Source organism: Mucilaginibacter terrenus (genome assembly GCF_003432065.1).
Classification (GTDB): Bacteria; Bacteroidota; Bacteroidia; order Sphingobacteriales; family Sphingobacteriaceae; genus Mucilaginibacter; species Mucilaginibacter terrenus.
Genome location: NZ_QWDE01000002.1, coordinates 295713 through 313109, shown reverse-complemented (window position 1 = coordinate 313109; position 17397 = coordinate 295713). Strand labels below are relative to the sequence as shown.

Sequence of the window (17397 nt, the reverse complement as noted above, 5' to 3'; positions counted from 1 at the left end):
ATAAGACAATATATTAAATGACGATTCATAAAGAGGGGTACACCTCAATAGCCTTATGCGTGCTTTTCATTTTTATAGTGAACGCGTTACTTCAGTTTTACTTTCCGGACGCGCACACCATTAAATGGATCGTGTATATCTTATCGGCAATGCTGTTCTTCATCATCTTACAATTCTTCCGCAGCCCTATACTTGCTATAAATGCTGCAGAGACACAAGTGCTTTGCCCTGCAGATGGTAAAGTAGTAGTTATTGAAGAAACCGAAGAAACTGAATTCTTTAAAGATAAACGTATACAGATATCTGTATTCATGTCGCCAATTAATGTACACATCAACCGCAACCCAATCAGCGGCGTTATTAAATACTTCAAATATCATCCGGGAAAGTATTTGGTTGCATGGCATCCTAAATCTTCTACCGAGAACGAGCGTACCACTATAGTTACCGAGAATAGCGAAGGCGTAGCCGTACTATTCCGTCAGATTGCAGGCGCGCTAGCCAGGCGCATTGTTTGGTATGTAAAGCAAGGCGACGAGGTACTACAAGGCCACCAGTTCGGTTTTATTAAATTTGGTTCGCGGGTGGATATTTTTCTTCCGCTGAACTCTAAAGTGAACGTCAATATAAATGATGTTGTGAAAGGTGGCCGCACCGTACTTGCAGAATTGCCAACTGTAGGCAACTTTATTGATATTGACGAAGTGCCCGACGTAGTAGAGATTCCCGATTTTGTTAACCCAGTTGAGGCTGAATTATCTAACGAACACGGCGAGCCGACGATGGTTGTAGAACATGAAGCACCCGCTAAAGCCCGCAAAGAACCGCAGGCTAAAAGGCCACCGAGAGAGAGATTTGCAAGGCCTAAAAAGAAAGAGTGAAGTTAGAGTAAGCATTTGACTAGTAAGCCCACAATCCAAGCTCCCAGTTCATTAGGTTTTTCTTTATACGGTCAGACTCATACAGCCTGTCTACGCCCTGAGTATAATCGCGTATGCGTTCATCCTTATCGTTGCTTTGCTTTACAATGTAGCTGCTGAATAATCGCTTCATAAATACATCATCATAGCTTAACCCAGTTGCATCGTTATTACGGTTTATGGCTTCCTTAGTAGCAAGCACACTGCGTGCCTCTGGAAAGTATATCCAAAATGCAGGCTGATATTCGGCATTTGTTACATCTACAACGGTTTTGATTTTTATCAACGGCGCGATGCCCACAATTCTTGGCTCAAAAACACCACGTTGCTTATCAAACAACCAATCCTCCTTTAGCCTAAATTTAACTACTTCATCTGGGTTGAATTCACCGGCAACCACTTTAGACCCTACTTTATCTCCAGTTTTCTTGTCGAAAATATCAACTACGCTGCTGTCGGAAAGTTTACTTCGGGCTTGTTCTGCAGTTAACCTGGTGATAAAGCCATCGCCTCCCGGGTTGGTTTTTGAGTCAACAGCATCGTAGGCGAATATATCGCGGGCATCAATAGCCGAAAGCAATACATCTATTAACCGCCTTTTTGGAGAAGCCATATATTGATTTACTTTTTTACGAAGGTCTATCTCTCTCCAGATACGCCTGGCAAATACAGCATCGGTCTCCCTTATACCGGCATACCCGGTTACCTTAGTAGAATTGGCGATGTTATTCTTACGATAGTAGCCATCCAGTGGTCGAATAAAAGCCGGCCGAACGATAGTAAACAAGCCAGGCGCACAAACGCTTTTCAGGTATTCTTTACCATTATAAGAAAGATCACTTGTCCAGGTGCCATCAATAACGAACGTTGCTTTCAGCGAGTCCACATGGAAAGTGCCACGCATTTTCTTAAGGCAAAAGTCATACTTACCATCTTCACATTGGCAGCTTATAGCTTTAAACTCATCCAGGGTTATGTTTCTACCGTCAACTTTCCCTTTAAGTGCAAATACCACGGTATGATTATCTGCAGTAACAAAGGTGGACGATCCGGTAAGTTCCTTACCTGTTTGCAAGATGTCTAGCTCGAGCTTAAATTTTATTTCTTTATTGTTTTGAGGAAGTTCGCCCAGCCATTTGCCTGTGAGGTTTTGCCCGTAAACGAAGGCACTGATAAACAGAAAACTAAGTACGCTAAAAAACTTCTTCATCAGCAACAGACCGTATAAAACAAAAAGCCCCACTGCTGTTGCAGTGAGGCCTCAATATACAAAAATGTAAATTAAACTCTTTTAGATTTGATACGGGCTGCTTTACCGGTAAGGGCACGCAGGTAGTACAATTTAGCGCGGCGAACTTTACCAACGCTGTTCACCTCTATTTTATCAATATTTGGTGAGTTAAAAGGGAATATACGCTCTACACCAATGCCGTTAGACACTTTGCGAACAGTAAAGGTTTCGCTGTTGCCAACGCTGTTGCGCTGCAAAACTACGCCCTGGTAAACCTGAACACGTTCTTTGTTTCCTTCTCTAATTTTATAATGTACGCTAACAGTATCACCTGCCTTAAAAGCGGGAAATTGATTTTTTACTACTGATTGCTCTTCTACAAATTTTACTAAATCCATGATTTTTAGCTCTTAAAGCGACTTTTAACCCGTAAAAATCGGAGTGCAATAATAGGGATTTTTTCTGAAATAAAAAAGCAAGTTTAAAAAATTTAAACATTTATCACTTTCCTAACATTCTGCTTGCTAATTAGTGTGAGCAACAGTGTTTTCGTGGCAATGCACCTGGACGTTACTTGAGCAGGTTTTTTCATTATTAAACCCATCTACTCCAGAAGATCCGGCCGCCTTACTTTTGTTCTTTCTATAGCTTGTTCAAAGCGCCACTTTTCTATCTCAGGTGTGTTGCCGCTTAGCAGTATATCTGGTACTTTGTGCCCATTCCAATCGGCAGGCCGGGTATAAACAGGAGCATCAAGAAGATCGTTCTGGAATGAATCCGAAAGCGCAGATGTTTCGTCAGATAATACCCCGGGAATCAGCCGCACTACGGCGTCAACCAAAACGGCTGCAGGCAGTTCGCCGCCTGAAAGAACGTAATCTCCGATAGAAACCTCCCGGGTTACATAAATATCGCGTATGCGTTGGTCTATTCCTTTATAGTGCCCGCAAAGGATAATAATATTCTTTTTAATAGATAGTTGGTTAGCTATTTTTTGATTGAGCGTTTCACCATCCGGCGACATAAATATAATATCATCGTATTCCCGCTCGCTCTTTAGCTTTTCTATACATGCAGCAAACGGAGGGATCGTCATTACCATGCCGCTTCCTCCGCCATACGGGTAATCGTCGACGCTTTTTTGCTTACCGGCTGCATAATCACGCAAGTTGTGCACAACTATCTCTGATATTCCTTTTTTTTGCGCACGCTGCAAAATAGAATGGGCAAAAGGACTCTCCAGCAGACCGGGCAAAACAGAAATGATATCAAAGCGCATACGCAAAGATAAGTTAAATGCCTAACCCTTTAATAACGGAGGGAAATTTGAACTTATTCGCTACCATGCTGGTAGATTGTCCAAGCATTGCCGCTGGGATCGGCAAAGCGTGCAATAGGAATATCTGACTGGGGATCAAACGTCTCTATTATCGATCCTCCTGCAGCTACAATATCATCAAGGGTTTGCTGTGCATCATCTACCATTATAGAAACACGCATTCCGGAAGTAGTTACCGGCTCGTCTACTTTAAACCACATTCCGCTAACTCCCCCTGTCCCATCATCAAAGTTGGCGTTACCCTGGTTATCTGTGCGTATTTCCCAGGAGAATACTTTCCTATAAAATGTTATAGCTTGATCAATATCAAGCGCGGGTATCTCAACATAGCATATTTTGCCATGTTTGAAAATTGGCTCCTGTTCTTCCATATCCAATTAGATTGCTTTTTGAATTTGCCAGTTGTGACCAAATGGATCTACCACGTTACCCTGACGGTAGCCATAATCATAATCCTGCGCAGGTGAAACAACAACCGCACCCGCTGCTTTTGCTTTTTCCATAAAAGCATCTACATCATCAACAAATAAGCCTATAGTAACAGTGGTTGTACCGGCGCTTGATGGTGATTGAGATGAGCGGTTTGTTGATTCGTGCAGGTGAAATAACGTATCCTCATCGAGTTGAAATTCAGCAACGTGTACGCTCCCGTCATCATTACCAAACCTTCGTAGTTCAAACGCACCAAAGGCCTTTTCGTAAAAACTGACGTCGGTTACTCCGTTAGGTATAGTAAGTACCGGAGCAAATTTCATCTTTTTGGTAACGTAATTTGTAGGTCGTTCAAAAACCTCGACATTCATAGGAGGGTGTTTAATTTAAGATGTACTCGAAGGTACGCATCTTAATAACGTGTTGACGTACTGCGTAATAAAAAAAGCGGCTTGTGGCCGCTATTTTTATTTCAAAGTGAATGGTTGCTATTTTTTGCCGTCAACAACGGGACGGGTATCACGGTTAGCCAGTTCCCAGCCGGTAAAAAACACCAGTTGCGCACGTTTAGCTAATAACGGGAAATTGATCTTACTAACTTCATCGCCCGGTTGGTGGTAATCAGCATGTACACCGTTGAAGTAGAAAATGATTGGAACGCCATAACGGGCAAAATTATAATGGTCAGAACGATGGTAGAAATCGTTAGGGTCATTCAAATCATCATACTTGTAATCTAATTTTAATTTGGTGTACGTGTTATTTGCATCTTCACCAATTTTATGCAGCTCGGTGCTCAACATTGCTGAGCCGATTGGATAAACATAGTTAGCAGAATCAGGATTGTTCAAATATTCCTGACCAACACGGCCGATCATGTCTATGTTAAGGTCGGCAATGGTGTTTGCCAATGGGAATACAGGATGATCTGAGTACCATTCAGAACCCAATAAGCCTTTTTCTTCACCAACGTTGCCAAGGAAAAGAATACTGCGGCGTGGGCCTTTACCGTCTTTTTTTGCCTTTGCAAATGCCTGTGCAATTTCCAGCATACCGGTAGTTCCCGAACCATCATCATCGGCACCATTGTTCACTTTATCAGTGGCACCAGGCTTAGTAACTAAACCGATATGGTCATAATGTGCTGATATAACCAAAACTTCGTCTTTAAGCTTAGCGTCAGAACCAGGCAGGTATCCTAGTACATCAACAGCTTTTACGTCCTTGTACTCGGTAGCGTAAGCAACGTTCACAGCAGCTTTAACTGTTTGTGTTTGTTTACCTGCAGCCGTTGCCGTTTTTAATTCTTCGTAAGTTTTTCCTGTCGATTTTAACAAAGCATCTGCAACAGCAGTGGTTACGTTGAATACCGGCGTTGGAGCATTGGCGTCCTGCGCCCGTTTGATAGCGATAGATGATCCACCGCTTGGGTTCTGGCCGCCAAAACGCTTTAATAAGGCGCTTAACTCCCCATTAGCAGCAAGTATCAGCGCAGGCTTTTGATCGCGTATAGCTTTAAGAATTGCCTGGCGGGCCGGAGTTGCACGGTAGCTGGTATTTGTTTTAGTGCCCGCAACCGGCTTGTCTTCGTTAATCAACAAAACTATCTTACCTGCAAGGCTGGTGCCGGCAATCTCTTCTGCTGAACCATAACCAACGTAAACGATGTCAGTTGCGTTCAGTGTTTTATCCGCAAAGCTGCCCCGTACAAAAAAGTCTGTCCAGTTTGCAAAGGTCTGTCCGTTGATGCTAAAAGCATTTACATTAAACTTGCTCTCAGCTAATGGTATATCTAAAAAGTATGAACCTTTTACAGGAGCCTGTAAACCCATTTTCTTAAACTCACCGGCTATGTAATTTGCTGCTTTCTCTGCGCCCGGCTTGCCGGTTTCGCGGCCTTCAAATTCATCAGAGGCCAAAATGCTCAAATGCTTTTTAGAATCGTCTGCGGTAATAAGTTTTCCGTACTTAACCGCTGTGGCATTCTGCTGCGCGCATGCGCTGGCTGCAAATGCTACTGCGGTCATTAATAATGATGCTTTCTTCATTTAATTTAAATTGATAATTGTTCTATTAGCAGCCAATTTTATCTACGCGACGCGCGTGACGGCCACCTTCAAATTCTTCTGTCAAAAAGGTCTTTATGATGCTCTTTGCCTCATCAAGGCTGACGTGTCTTGCAGGGATACAAAGCACATTGGCATTATTGTGCGTACGTGCAGGGACTGCAACATCTTGTTTCCAGCAAATTGCTGCCCTAATTCCCTGGTGCTTGTTGGCTGTCATGGCTACACCATTTGCACTACCACATAGTAAAAAGCCATATGTAAATTCGCCGCTTTCCACTGCCGAAGCTACAGCATGTGCAAAATCCGGGTAATCGGCAGATTCTACCGAGTGGGTACCAAAATCTTTAAATTCAATTTCTGGGAACATGGCCTGAATAGCCTGTTTGTACTCATAGCCTGCATGATCGGCACCTATTGCAATTTTAATTCCGGAGTTCATTATCCAAATGTATACTTTTTATACAAGGACAAACGTAAATATTTTGTTAGGAACTGACTAGGCGAGACCGTCTTCTTGCGCGCGTTTTAGTTTGCGTTTTTCAACAACACCGGCTACTACAATGCCCACTTCGTAAAGAATGAACAGCGGAATACTTACTATAGTCATGGTAAGCATATCCGGAGTAGGGGTAATAATTGCAGAAACAATAAGTATTACTACCACTGCATAGCGACGACCAGCCTTCATATACTTTGGTGTAAGTATTCCTAAACTGGAAAGGATATAAACAAGTATTGGTAACTGGAAAACAATCCCGGTTGCTAAAGTAAGCGTTGCTACGGATGACAGGTAAGAGTCCATGTCGAACAGGTTCTGAATCTGCGGACTTATTGTATAGCTGGATAGAAAGTTTACCGACTCAGGTGTGATAACGTAGTACCCGAACAAAATGCCGATAATAAACAATCCACTGGCATAAAACACAAAGCCACTAGCGGCTTTCCGCTCTTTTTCGTGTAAGGCCGGTCTAACAAACCGCCACACTTCCCACAGCAGGTAAGGAAAGCCTAGCGTAATACCAATCAGCAGAGCTGAGTTAACCTGCAGTGTGAACTGACCGGCCATTTCGGTATTGATCAACTGAATATTGATTTTGTTAATACAAAAACCATCACTGTGGAGCAGATCGCCAAGCTTACAAAGCATGCGATAGGTCCAAAAGTTAGGCCGGCTAGGACCTAAAATTATGGTGTCAAATATAAAATCGTAGAAATAAAAAGCTCCGATGGTAAAAATAACAATAGCAATTGCAGAACGGATTAAATGCCAGCGGAGTTCTTCGAGGTGATCGAAGAATGACATTTCGGCCTCCATGGTTTGGCCCTTTTCTTTAATTGCCTTTATTAATTTGTTATCGCTCATTGGTGTGTAAAAGTATCATTCCTGAACGAAGGAATGATACTTTCATTATAATTTATCCTGAAAAGGTGTAAGTATTAAAAATCGAACGTTTCCATAAACTTGGTAGTGAAGTTACCCGCACGGAAGTTAGGATCTTTCAATAGTTTTAAATGGAACGGAATGGTGGTTTTAATACCTTCAATCACAAATTCACTTAAGGCACGTTCCATGGTAGATAGCGCTTCCTCGCGTGTTTGTGCAACGCAAATAACTTTTGCTATCATAGAATCATAGTTGGGCGGAATTGTGTAGCCGCTGTATACATGCGTATCTACCCTTACTCCGTGGCCGCCCGGTGAATGGAAGTTGGTTATTTTACCGGGAGACGGACGGAAGTTATTGGCAGGATCTTCCGCATTTATACGGCATTCAATAGCACACATGCTAGGCTCATAGTTTTTACCTGAGATTGGAATGCCGGCAGCCACCTTAATTTGTTCTTTAATAAGGTCAAAGTTGATCACCTCTTCAGTAACCGGGTGCTCTACCTGTATACGGGTGTTCATTTCCATAAAGTAAAAGTTCCTGTTCTTGTCTACAAGAAACTCTACTGTTCCGGCACCCTCATATTTAACCGCCTTAGCACCTTTAATTGCTGCATCGCCCATTTTTTTGCGAAGCTTTTCGGTCATGAAAGGAGACGGAGCTTCCTCTACCAACTTTTGATGGCGGCGCTGTATAGAGCAGTCGCGTTCTGACAAATGGCAAACTTTGCCATATTGGTCACCAACAACCTGTATTTCAATGTGACGCGGATCTTCCACGTACTTTTCCATATATAAGCCGTCGTTACCAAAGGCAGCTCCTGATTCCGCACGTGCACTGTCCCAGGCGCTTTCAAAATCAGCATCCTTCCAAACTACACGCATACCGCGGCCACCGCCGCCTGCTGTAGCTTTCAATATAACCGGATAACCAATTTTATTGGCAATGGTTATGCCTTGTTTAATGTCGCTAAGTAAGCCTTCAGAGCCTGGTATGGTTGGCACACCGGCCTTCTTCATGGTTTCTTTTGCTGAGGCTTTGTCGCCCATAGCGTTTATCTGCGCTGCAGTAGCTCCAATAAACTTGATGTTGTATTCGGCGCATATGGCGGAGAACTTAGCATTCTCTGACAGGAAGCCATAGCCAGGATGTATAGCGTCTGCATTGGTAAGTTCCGCCGCAGAGATGATATTAGGTATGTTAAGGTAAGAGTCGCGGCTTGCTGGCGGGCCAATACATACAGCTTCATCTGCAAAACGCACATGCAGGCTTTCACGATCGGCGGTTGAATATACAGCTACGGTTTTGATGCCCATTTCTTTACAGGTGCGAATAATTCGCAAGGCAATTTCACCACGGTTAGCTATGAGTATCTTTTTAAACATGATCTTGATTTTAAGATTGCAACGATTGCTCCAATTACACAGATCTAATCGGTGAAATCATTTATTCGTCGAAATCAGCAAAATTACTTAGGTTCTACTAAAAACAAAGGCTGGTCGTATTCTACAGGAGAGGCGTTGTCTACAAGCACTTTAACTATACGGCCCGATACTTCAGACTCAATCTCGTTAAACAATTTCATTGCTTCTATAATGCAAAGTACTGTTCCTGTGCTTATTTCATCGCCAACATTAACAAACAAAGGTTTCTCTGGTGATGCTGAACGATAGAAAGTGCCAATCATTGGCGACTTTACAGTGATGTAGTTAGTGGTATCTGTTACCGCCGCAACATGCTCAGTTGTTGGTGCCGCTGCCGGAACTGCTGCAGGTAACGCTGCCGCCTGGGGCGCTGCAATAGCCGGAGCTGTAGGGATAGTAGCATTAACCACCGTTGGGGCAGGTTCGTTGGTTTTGATCGTGATCTTAAAGTCTTTTTGCTCGATAGAAACTTCGTTTACACCAGATTTGGAAACAAAGCGTATAAGATCCTGAATTTGTTTAATATCCATGTTTACAGATAATTGGTTGCGGATGAAAGTTAAAAAGCTAAGGTATATGTTAATATGCACATGTGCAAACCAGCAAAAGCCGGGGTTATGTGCAATTGATATAATTACTTAATAAGCAATATTGTTTGTATAATTCTTTACTATCAGCAGTTTACAAAATTAATGATGATCCAGTCCTCATTAAAAAGCAAGTAAGTGGCTTAATAGGCCCACTTTAAATAAATAGAACCCCAGGTAAAGCCGCCGCCAAATGCAGCAAGTATAAGGTTGTCGCCTTTTTTAAATTTACTTTCCCATTCCCAAAGGCATAATGGTATAGTACCATTGGTTGTATTGCCGTAGCGTTCTATGTTTATAATTACTTTATCAGCGGTTACTCCGGTACGGTTAGCAGTAGCATCTATAATGCGCTTGTTTGCCTGGTGCGGTACAAGCCATGCAATGTCATCTGCAGTAAGGTTATTTCTTTCCATTACTTCGGCAGCAACGTCTGCCATGTTAGTGACCGCAAACTTGAAAACTGCCTGACCTTCCTGATATGCGTAATGCTCTTTTGCATCAACAGTTGCATGCGATGCAGGCCTTACAGAGCCGCCGGCTTTCTGGTAAAGCAACTGCGAGCCAGAACCATCACTTTTTAGGACTGAATCCATAATACCATATCCGTCGGTATTAGGCTCAAGCAGGGCGCAGCCACAACCATCGCCAAATATGATGCATGTAGCACGATCTTCGTAGTTGATGATAGACGACATTTTATCGCCGCCAACAACCAATACTTTCTGATGCTTACCGCTTTCTATAAACTGCGCACCGGTCGCCAAACCAAAAATAAATCCCGAACAGGCCGCTTGCAAGTCATAACCCCAGGCATTTTTGGCGCCTATTTTATGTGCAAGTATGTTAGCCGTTGCCGGGAAAGGCAAATCTGGCGTGGTTGTGCAAAATATAATAAGGTCTATTTCTTCGGCAGAGATACCGCGTTTTTTAAGAAGGCCTTCTACTGCAGGTACCGCCATGTCAGAAGTGCCCAGGCCTTCGCCTTTCAGTAACCTTCTTTCTTTTATGCCGGTTCGGCTGGTGATCCACTCGTCGTTGGTATCAACCATTGTTTCCAGTTCCTGGTTCGTGAGCACGTACTCGGGCACGTAACCATTTACTGCAGTAATAGCGGCATGAATTTTACTCATATATTCTTACTGAAAAGCCTGTTTGATTTTTTCGATGAGTTTGGTCTCAATCATGTTTTTAGACAAGAGCACCATGTTCTTGATAGCCTCAGGGTTTGATATACCATGGCCTACCACAACCGGTGCATTTATGCCCAATATAGGGCTCCCGCCATACTGCTCGTAATTAAAGCGGGCAAAAAACTCGTCCTTAAACTGTTTTTTTAATGTGATAACGTAAAAAGTTTCGGCAAGCTTAAGTATCACATTACCGGTAAACCCGTCGCAAACAACTACATCATTGCTATCGCTAAACAGATCCCTGCCTTCTACGTTGCCTACGAAATTAAAAAGCTTGGTGTCACGCATTAAAGGATAGGTGGCCAGGCTTAGTAAATTGCCTTTTTCTTCTTCCTCCCCAATGTTCATGAGCGCAACCTTAGGATTGGGTATATTGTAAATAGACTCTGCAAGCAGGCTGCCCAATACGCCAAATTGTAAAAGCACATCGGGCTTGCAATCGGCATTGGCACCTACATCCAACAAAATACCCAAACCGCCTTTCAGTTTGGGTACAATTGCTGTCATTGCAGGGCGTATTACACCCGGTATGGTTTTAACACTGAACATTGACCCCACCAGCATAGCACCGGTGTTACCGGCAGAAGAGAATGCCTGCAGGCTTCCCTCCTTCAGCATACGGAAACCCACAGCAATGCTGGAGTCCGGCTTCTGCATAATTGCTTTGGTAGGATGCTCGCCCATGCCAATAACTTCAGTTGTATGTACAAACTCAAAGTTGTCGGCGCTATAATTATTTTCCTTCAGAAGAGTAAGCGCGACTTCCTTATCACCTATCAGCACCAGCGTTTGGTCGGCTGCAAGCGTTTTATGCGCTTCAATTGCTCCCAAAACAGCTGCTTTGGGGGCGTAGTCGCCGCCCATTATGTCTAAGCCGATCTTCATTTCAGAAAACTAACTTAAACTGCTACTGCTTTCTCGATAAGAATTTTTCCGTTGAAGTAAACGTTACCATCAACAGTATAAGCACGATGAGGCAAGTGTACAGCGCCGGTAGTTTGGCAGGTAGTTAAAGAAGGTGCGTCAGCTTTGTAATGCGTTCTGCGTTTATCTCTTCTTGATTTGGAGAATTTCCTTTTTGGATGTGGCATGATCCTGTATTTTAGTTATTTAAATTTTTGAGCGCTTCCCATCTCGGGTCGGCCTGCTCTGTTTGTTCGTCATTTGCCGACAGCTTTGCAAGCTTATCAAGCATATCTTTATCACAATATGGTGTGTTGCCTTCATCGCCGCAAGTATTAATAAACGGCACCGCAACGGTTACATATTCATATATCAAGCTGGCAACGTTAATCTCATGATCATTTTTGCCAAGCGTAATTATCTCGTCATCCTCAGCAACTTCTTCATCAGAAAACCGGGCTATCTGCTGCTCCTGAACTTTCAGCGGCTGCGGAAAGTCAGAAAGGCACTTGTCGCAAGTAACACCTATAGTCCCCTCAATGTCAAAATCCAGTATAATCATGGTTTCCTGCTTTTCCAGTTCAACCACGCACTTCAGATCAGCTTTTTTTACCAGCGAATATTCAAACTCCTGGAAAAAATCATCCTTGACGTCATATTCAAAAACATGCTTACCCAGCTTAAGGCCGGTAAAAGGAATTGCATATGTCTTTAGCGATTTCAATGAGCAATAATTAGCCCGCAAATGTAGGAAAAATACTTAAAACGGGAAAGTGTTTTTTTTAAATGAAAAATGGGTTATTAACACTGCTTCGGTAGATTAGCTAATAGTGTCAGGCTAACGCTAAGGAAGATGTCTTAGTTAAATTTTAAGCTTAACGTTTACCCTCTCGAGCAAGCCTGCCAATTGCACTACCACAAAGGCAAACAACAGCGACCGAATTAGGCCGCCAGTGCCTTGATCCATATACTGTGGATAGTTAAAATCCGTCATTTGGTAGAGTGGATAAAACAGAAACGGAAGCAAGTAACATGTGAAAGTACTTGTTCCGGCTGGTTCAATTATTTTAAAAAGATTATACTTTTTTCCAACATCAACTATTAAAACAAATACAGCATATATCACCAGGCTTATACCTGTGCATATTAATGTCCATGACGGTGTATCCCTAAGCTTGGAAATACCTCCGCTGAAGTACCTTACTATAAAACCGAGATTGAATAAAATAACAGAGATAAGAAACATTCCCACCCAAAGCAATTTAAGTTCTCCGGTTTTGTTGAGCCTGATGTACAGCACTGACACGAAAATACCCGCCATGGTAAAAGCCTGCATTGCGCCGTTGCCAGATAGCCATACATACTTTTGCACTGGTGCTAAAAAGTTAAGCAACCCAAAGTGCACATCAATATTAAAAAACATAAAGAAAAGCCATGCCGCTGCCTGCACCCACAACACTCCGTTAGAATAGTAATAAATAAAAGCGCATACGCCATATGCCCAGCCAATGAGCCCTAAAATACCCCACCAGGTAAGGTGCAACCAGGGGTGTCCGGGGTCATTACTTTTGTATACAGCACAAACTGCTATCAGCAAAGCGATACCTAAACCCTGGCTTATATAGCGCTTAATAAGTGATGTGCTTTTGCTATAGTCTATAAAAATGAAGAAGAAGCTGAAGGTTGCCAGGCTGTCCCAAACCGGCCTTGGAAGCACCGCGTTTGCTTCGTCATAGGTTTCCATGTTGGCGTGAAAGAACCCTATAAATACCAGTGCAAACGTCCGGGTTAGTATACGAAGGGGTATTTTAGCATCATCTTTCCTTATACGGTTTTCAAAAGCGTAAGGTATTGATAAACCTACAATAAACAGAAAAGCGGGAAAAATGGTATCGGCTAAACCCAATGCATCATCGTTAATTCCTGCATGTTTTAACCATTCGGGTGTACCAGGTATCCCGTCAAGGTCATTCACAAAAATCATCAGGAACATGGTGACCGCACGAAATGCATCGATCGACCTGATACGGTCAACTAACTTCGTCATCAAACAGGCAAATGGATTTTAGAGATAAATGTTTTAAGTAAACGTTGATTTTACCAAAACAGTATCGTTTTAATGCCGTTTAATCGCGATCACGGCTTAGTTTACTGAATAGAAGCGGGTTCTGATTAAGCTCAACTGTTTCACGGCGGTGCTTAATCACGTGTATTGCTGCAAATAAAGCTTCGCGGAAGGACACCTCTGATGCCTGGTTTTTGCCGGCGATGTCATATGCTGTACCATGGTCGGGCGAGGTCCGTACGAAACTTAAACCGGCCGTGTAATTTACCCCTGTCTCGAACGCGATTTGTTTAAAAGGTATCAAACCCTGATCGTGGTACATGGCCAACACAGCATCAAACTGCATGTAAGTTCCGTTAGCAAAAAAACCGTCTGCCGAGTAAGCGCCAAACGCCAGGATGTCGTGAGTTCGCGCTTCTTCAATTGCTGGAATGATAATGTCCTTTTCCTCACTGCCAATTAAACCATTATCGCCGGCATGCGGATTAAGACCAAGCACAGCAATTTTGGGTTTACGCACCCAAAAATCGTTCTTCAAGCTGGCGTTCATGAGTTTTAACTTAGCTACAATTTTTTCGGCCGTAATACTTTGGGCAACTTTAGCAACGGGTATATGACCGGTAACCACACCCACACGCAGGGTATCGCTAACTAAAAACATCAATGATTCAGGCGCATTATCCCGCTGTTGTAAATATTCTGTATGACCAGGAAAGTTAAACTCTGCGCTTTGGATATTATCTTTATTAATCGGGGCAGTTACTAGCCCATCTATATTACCGGCCAGCAAATCGTCTGTGGCTTTTTGCAGGGATAGTAAAGCGTACTTGCCGCCATCTGCAGTTACCACTCCGGGCTCGATACGTACATCTTCTTCCCAACAATTAATCATATTAGCACGCTTGAACTGGGCCTTCGCTGCCTCATTAATTACATTAAAGTTTAGTTCGTTTACATGCGTTATCCTGCGGTGAAATGATGCTACTTTGGTGTGGCCGTATACTATTGGTGTACAATAATCATAAATCTTATTGTCAGAGAGTGTTTTTATGATGATCTCCAGCCCGATGCCGTTTACATCGCCTATACTGATCCCAATTTTAGGTCTATCGCTCATTTTAGTATGATTGAGCCGGTATTTACCTCATGACAACATTGTATCTGATGTGAACACCGGAGGTTGTAATTGCTTTGGTATTTGAACTTTATGTTCTTACCTGAAACAGCAAATAAAAAGATTTTAAGTTTATAATTCCTTAATAAAGCACAAATATGCCTTAATTTGCCCAAATATTCTACAGGAATGACACTAGTAAGGGCAAAGAAACATTTAGGGCAGCACTTCCTGACCGACAAGAACATTGCCCAAAAAACCGTAGACAGCTTACGCCCGGAAGGCAGGTACACCCAGGTACTTGAAGTTGGCCCGGGCATGGGCATCCTCTCTGACTTCCTACTGCAAAAACCGGAGATGGAGGTGTTTTTGATTGATATAGATACAGAGTCTTACGAATTCCTTCGAAAAAAATACCCTCAGCTTGGCAACAGGCTAATCAATGCAGATTTCCTGGAGCTAAATTTTAAAAGCCTCTTTCAGGATAAGATGGCGGTAGCAGGCAATTTTCCTTATAACATATCGTCACAAATTCTTTTCAAAATATTAGATAACCGGCAGCAAGTTGCAGAGGTTGTAGGCATGTTTCAAAAGGAAGTGGCCGAACGTTGCGCAGCCAAACCGGGCAGCAAAGAATATGGTATTCTTAGTGTATTTCTACAGGCGTACTACAAGGTAGAATATCTATTCACTGTTAAAGCCGGCGTTTTCAACCCGCCGCCCAAAGTACTGTCGGCAGTTATCCGGCTCACAAGAAACGAAACGGAAGCACTTGGCTGTGATGAAAAGCTGTTTTGGCAAGTGGTTAAGGCCGGATTCAACCAACGGCGTAAAACTTTGCGAAACGCGTTATCATCTCTTATAAATAAAGAGAAAATGACAGAAAACGCTACTCTGGACCTCAGAGCTGAACGCCTGAGCGTTGCTGATTTTGTTAAACTCACTAACGAGATAGAAGCGGCTCGGCAAGATTAACCGTGCTGATATAAGCTATCTATTTAATTTCTATTACTTCTGCATCTACCACATTGTGCATTTTCTTAACGGAGTCTGCCATACGCTTTACAAATATATAATTGGTTGCGCCTCCAATAACAGCACCTACAACAGGCACCAGTCTTTCCGCCGTGCGCACGCCAAAAGCCAGCAGCAGCTTTTCGGCTACCTTTTCCATCATCGTTTTAGTTACGGATACACCGGCCTCTATCTTTAAAGATGTAGCTATAAGGGACATGAAGTCTTCAAAAGTAAACCGGCTATGTCCTCTGCTATAATACATGACAGCCATAGTTACCCGGAATTGCTGGGTGATCAGGTTCACAAAGTCTACAGGCATCCCTACAATCATAGTTATAAAACCACCGGTTCCCGAGAGGGCACCCGAGCCGGCTGCTAAATATGCGCACTGGTTGATAAACTTATCCAATCCCATGGTGTCCACACCTTTTTTAATATTTAGCTGGTCTATATGGTCAAATATCTGCTTAAAGCCCTCATGGGAAAGCTTCTCTGCATACCTCTTGATATCGAAACGTGTTTTTTTAAACGAAAGATTCATCTTACTATAGCCATTAAGCGGCCTTCATAAACACGCTATTTACGTGCCAGTTTTAAAATGAGGAATAAATGACAGGGTCCTGCTCAGCTCGATATGATTGCTTTACTGAAATATTTACTTTTGCGCAAACGCTTTAGCATTGAAAAAGAGCATACTTATAGTAGACGATATCCATCCCGTATTTGTAGAACAAGCAGAAGCTTTAGGATACACCTGCGACTACCAGCCCACCATAAAAGCAGATGAAGCTTATGGTATACTTAACAATTATGAGGGCCTGGTGATCCGATCGAAGTTCCAGGTAGATAAAAGGGTGATTGACCTTGCGCCTAACCTGCGCTTTATCTGCCGCGCCGGAGCTGGCATGGACAATATTGATGAGGAATATGCAACAGCCAATAACATTACCTTAATAAATGCACCAGAAGGAAACTCCGACGCAGTAGGTGAACATGCCATAGGCTTGTTGCTGTCGCTGATGAACAACATAAACACCTCAGATGCCGAAGTACGTGCCGGATCGTGGCGCCGTGAACCTAACCGTGGTCATGAACTTAAAGGTAAGACCGTAGGTTTAATTGGCTATGGCCACATGGGGCAAAGTTTTGCTAAAAAACTATCCGGCTTTGGTGTAAGTGTTATTGCCTACGATAAATACAAAACCGGCTTTAGCGACAGGTATGTGCGCGAAGTAAGCATGGAAGAAATTGTTAAACATAGTGATGTGTTAAGCCTCCATGTGCCGCTTACTGCCGAAACCAACGGCCTGGTGAACGATGAATACTTCTTTCACTTTAAAAAGCCTATATTCTTGATTAATACTTCCCGCGGAAAGGTGGTAAAAACCACAGCTGTGCTGAACGCTATCGAAGAGGGTAAGGTACTTGGCGCCGGCTTGGATGTTTTAGAAGTAGAGAAGTTTCCTGCTCTTGGAGAGCAGCCCTGGTTTGACGAACTGAAGCAACAAGGTAAAGTAATACTTACCCCTCATGTAGCAGGATGGACGTTTGATAGTTACCGCAAGATCAGCGAAGTTATGGCACGCAAACTAAAAGACATGCAAGTTTGATGTAGTTGTTGACACTCACTATTGTAATTGACAAGACAACCCCAAACAAAAATTTGGAGAATAAAATTTAATTCTCTTATCTTCGTTTAACACAAGACAAGACTAT

General features: G+C 42.9%; 19 protein-coding genes and 1 pseudogene. 3 read left to right on the top strand and 17 right to left on the bottom strand.

The features are described from left to right. Positions 1 to 17: 17 nt before the first annotated feature. Positions 18 to 671, top strand: a pseudogene (locus DYU05_RS12010) (phosphatidylserine decarboxylase family protein); the annotation flags it as partial. Between the two features lie 229 nt (positions 672 to 900). Here DYU05_RS12010 and porN read toward each other — a convergent pair. The 16 genes from porN to pdxA all read right to left on the bottom strand — a co-directional run bounded on the left by porN (position 901) and on the right by pdxA (position 14667). Beyond that, positions 901 to 2130: a type IX secretion system ring subunit PorN/GldN gene (gene porN / locus DYU05_RS12005; protein ID WP_235854008.1), complete on the bottom strand. Its 1230-nt coding sequence runs from the start codon at positions 2128 to 2130 to the stop codon at positions 901 to 903. A gap of 71 nt (positions 2131 to 2201) precedes the next feature. After that, positions 2202 to 2549: a 50S ribosomal protein L19 gene (gene rplS / locus DYU05_RS12000; RefSeq protein ID WP_117383334.1), complete on the bottom strand. Its 348-nt coding sequence runs from the start codon at positions 2547 to 2549 to the stop codon at positions 2202 to 2204. Positions 2550 to 2755: 206 nt separating this feature from the next. Further along, the gene (gene trmD / locus DYU05_RS11995) at positions 2756 to 3430 is read right to left on the bottom strand and encodes a tRNA (guanosine(37)-N1)-methyltransferase TrmD (RefSeq protein WP_117383333.1); all 675 of its coding nucleotides are present in this window, start codon (positions 3428 to 3430) and stop codon (positions 2756 to 2758) included. 53 nt (positions 3431 to 3483) lie between these two features. Beyond that, a complete protein-coding gene (locus DYU05_RS11990; RefSeq protein ID WP_133300220.1) occupies positions 3484 to 3861 on the bottom strand; it encodes a VOC family protein in 378 nt (125 codons plus the stop codon). Positions 3862 to 3867: 6 nt separating this feature from the next. Continuing rightward, positions 3868 to 4293 carry a VOC family protein gene (locus DYU05_RS11985; RefSeq protein ID WP_117383329.1) on the bottom strand — a complete coding sequence of 142 codons (426 nt, stop codon included), beginning with the start codon at positions 4291 to 4293 and terminating at the stop codon, positions 3868 to 3870. A gap of 117 nt (positions 4294 to 4410) precedes the next feature. Next, entirely contained in the window at positions 4411 to 5970 is a 1560-nt protein-coding gene (locus DYU05_RS11980; RefSeq protein ID WP_117383327.1) for a M28 family peptidase, read from the bottom strand. Between the two features lie 25 nt (positions 5971 to 5995). Then, positions 5996 to 6430, bottom strand: coding sequence for a ribose 5-phosphate isomerase B (rpiB, locus tag DYU05_RS11975; protein WP_117383325.1), 435 nt, complete (start codon positions 6428 to 6430; stop codon positions 5996 to 5998). A 57-nt stretch (positions 6431 to 6487) separates the two neighbouring features. After that, positions 6488 to 7354 carry a twin-arginine translocase subunit TatC gene (gene tatC / locus DYU05_RS11970; protein ID WP_117383323.1) on the bottom strand — a complete coding sequence of 289 codons (867 nt, stop codon included), beginning with the start codon at positions 7352 to 7354 and terminating at the stop codon, positions 6488 to 6490. Positions 7355 to 7428: 74 nt separating this feature from the next. Continuing rightward, the gene (gene accC / locus DYU05_RS11965; protein ID WP_117383321.1) at positions 7429 to 8763 is read right to left on the bottom strand and encodes an acetyl-CoA carboxylase biotin carboxylase subunit; all 1335 of its coding nucleotides are present in this window, start codon (positions 8761 to 8763) and stop codon (positions 7429 to 7431) included. A gap of 83 nt (positions 8764 to 8846) precedes the next feature. Then, positions 8847 to 9332 carry an acetyl-CoA carboxylase biotin carboxyl carrier protein gene (gene accB / locus DYU05_RS11960; RefSeq protein ID WP_117383989.1) on the bottom strand — a complete coding sequence of 162 codons (486 nt, stop codon included), beginning with the start codon at positions 9330 to 9332 and terminating at the stop codon, positions 8847 to 8849. A 200-nt stretch (positions 9333 to 9532) separates the two neighbouring features. After that, positions 9533 to 10522, bottom strand: coding sequence for a beta-ketoacyl-ACP synthase III (locus DYU05_RS11955; protein ID WP_117383319.1), 990 nt, complete (start codon positions 10520 to 10522; stop codon positions 9533 to 9535). Positions 10523 to 10528: 6 nt separating this feature from the next. After that, a complete protein-coding gene (gene plsX / locus DYU05_RS11950; protein WP_117383317.1) occupies positions 10529 to 11467 on the bottom strand; it encodes a phosphate acyltransferase PlsX in 939 nt (312 codons plus the stop codon). 14 nt (positions 11468 to 11481) lie between these two features. Beyond that, complete coding sequence (gene rpmF / locus DYU05_RS11945) at positions 11482 to 11673, bottom strand: 50S ribosomal protein L32 (RefSeq protein ID WP_117383315.1); 192 nt, start codon at positions 11671 to 11673, stop codon at positions 11482 to 11484. Between the two features lie 11 nt (positions 11674 to 11684). Beyond that, a complete protein-coding gene (locus DYU05_RS11940) occupies positions 11685 to 12209 on the bottom strand; it encodes a YceD family protein (protein ID WP_117383313.1) in 525 nt (174 codons plus the stop codon). A 138-nt stretch (positions 12210 to 12347) separates the two neighbouring features. Then, positions 12348 to 13532, bottom strand: coding sequence for a DUF5009 domain-containing protein (locus DYU05_RS11935; protein WP_117383311.1), 1185 nt, complete (start codon positions 13530 to 13532; stop codon positions 12348 to 12350). 79 nt (positions 13533 to 13611) lie between these two features. Continuing rightward, entirely contained in the window at positions 13612 to 14667 is a 1056-nt protein-coding gene (gene pdxA / locus DYU05_RS11930; RefSeq protein WP_117383309.1) for a 4-hydroxythreonine-4-phosphate dehydrogenase PdxA, read from the bottom strand. A 186-nt stretch (positions 14668 to 14853) separates the two neighbouring features. Here pdxA and rsmA point away from each other — a divergent pair, with 186 nt between their 5' ends. Next, positions 14854 to 15639: a 16S rRNA (adenine(1518)-N(6)/adenine(1519)-N(6))-dimethyltransferase RsmA gene (rsmA, locus tag DYU05_RS11925; protein WP_117383307.1), complete on the top strand. Its 786-nt coding sequence runs from the start codon at positions 14854 to 14856 to the stop codon at positions 15637 to 15639. 19 nt (positions 15640 to 15658) lie between these two features. On the opposite strand, the gene DYU05_RS11920 is transcribed toward rsmA, so the two are convergent. Then, the gene (locus DYU05_RS11920) at positions 15659 to 16222 is read right to left on the bottom strand and encodes a hypothetical protein (protein ID WP_117383305.1); all 564 of its coding nucleotides are present in this window, start codon (positions 16220 to 16222) and stop codon (positions 15659 to 15661) included. Positions 16223 to 16361: 139 nt separating this feature from the next. Here DYU05_RS11920 and DYU05_RS11915 point away from each other — a divergent pair, with 139 nt between their 5' ends. Then, on the top strand, positions 16362 to 17291 hold the full coding sequence (locus DYU05_RS11915) for a 2-hydroxyacid dehydrogenase (protein WP_117383303.1): 930 nt from the start codon (positions 16362 to 16364) through the stop codon (positions 17289 to 17291). Positions 17292 to 17397 lie beyond the last annotated feature (106 nt).

Coding starts and splice junctions, on each gene's coding strand:
- porN (WP_235854008.1), bottom strand. CDS start 2,130: ATGAAGAAGTTTTTTAGCGTACTTAGTTTTCTGTTTATCAGTGCCTTC.
- rplS (WP_117383334.1), bottom strand. CDS start 2,549: ATGGATTTAGTAAAATTTGTAGAAGAGCAATCAGTAGTAAAAAATCAA.
- trmD (WP_117383333.1), bottom strand. CDS start 3,430: ATGCGCTTTGATATCATTTCTGTTTTGCCCGGTCTGCTGGAGAGTCCT.
- DYU05_RS11990 (WP_133300220.1), bottom strand. CDS start 3,861: ATGGAAGAACAGGAGCCAATTTTCAAACATGGCAAAATATGCTATGTT.
- DYU05_RS11985 (WP_117383329.1), bottom strand. CDS start 4,293: ATGAATGTCGAGGTTTTTGAACGACCTACAAATTACGTTACCAAAAAG.
- DYU05_RS11980 (WP_117383327.1), bottom strand. CDS start 5,970: ATGAAGAAAGCATCATTATTAATGACCGCAGTAGCATTTGCAGCCAGC.
- rpiB (WP_117383325.1), bottom strand. CDS start 6,430: ATGAACTCCGGAATTAAAATTGCAATAGGTGCCGATCATGCAGGCTAT.
- tatC (WP_117383323.1), bottom strand. CDS start 7,354: ATGAGCGATAACAAATTAATAAAGGCAATTAAAGAAAAGGGCCAAACC.
- accC (WP_117383321.1), bottom strand. CDS start 8,763: ATGTTTAAAAAGATACTCATAGCTAACCGTGGTGAAATTGCCTTGCGA.
- accB (WP_117383989.1), bottom strand. CDS start 9,332: ATGGATATTAAACAAATTCAGGATCTTATACGCTTTGTTTCCAAATCT.
- DYU05_RS11955 (WP_117383319.1), bottom strand. CDS start 10,522: ATGAGTAAAATTCATGCCGCTATTACTGCAGTAAATGGTTACGTGCCC.
- plsX (WP_117383317.1), bottom strand. CDS start 11,467: ATGAAGATCGGCTTAGACATAATGGGCGGCGACTACGCCCCCAAAGCA.
- rpmF (WP_117383315.1), bottom strand. CDS start 11,673: ATGCCACATCCAAAAAGGAAATTCTCCAAATCAAGAAGAGATAAACGC.
- DYU05_RS11935 (WP_117383311.1), bottom strand. CDS start 13,532: ATGACGAAGTTAGTTGACCGTATCAGGTCGATCGATGCATTTCGTGCG.
- pdxA (WP_117383309.1), bottom strand. CDS start 14,667: ATGAGCGATAGACCTAAAATTGGGATCAGTATAGGCGATGTAAACGGC.
- rsmA (WP_117383307.1), top strand. CDS start 14,854: ATGACACTAGTAAGGGCAAAGAAACATTTAGGGCAGCACTTCCTGACC.
- DYU05_RS11920 (WP_117383305.1), bottom strand. CDS start 16,222: ATGAATCTTTCGTTTAAAAAAACACGTTTCGATATCAAGAGGTATGCA.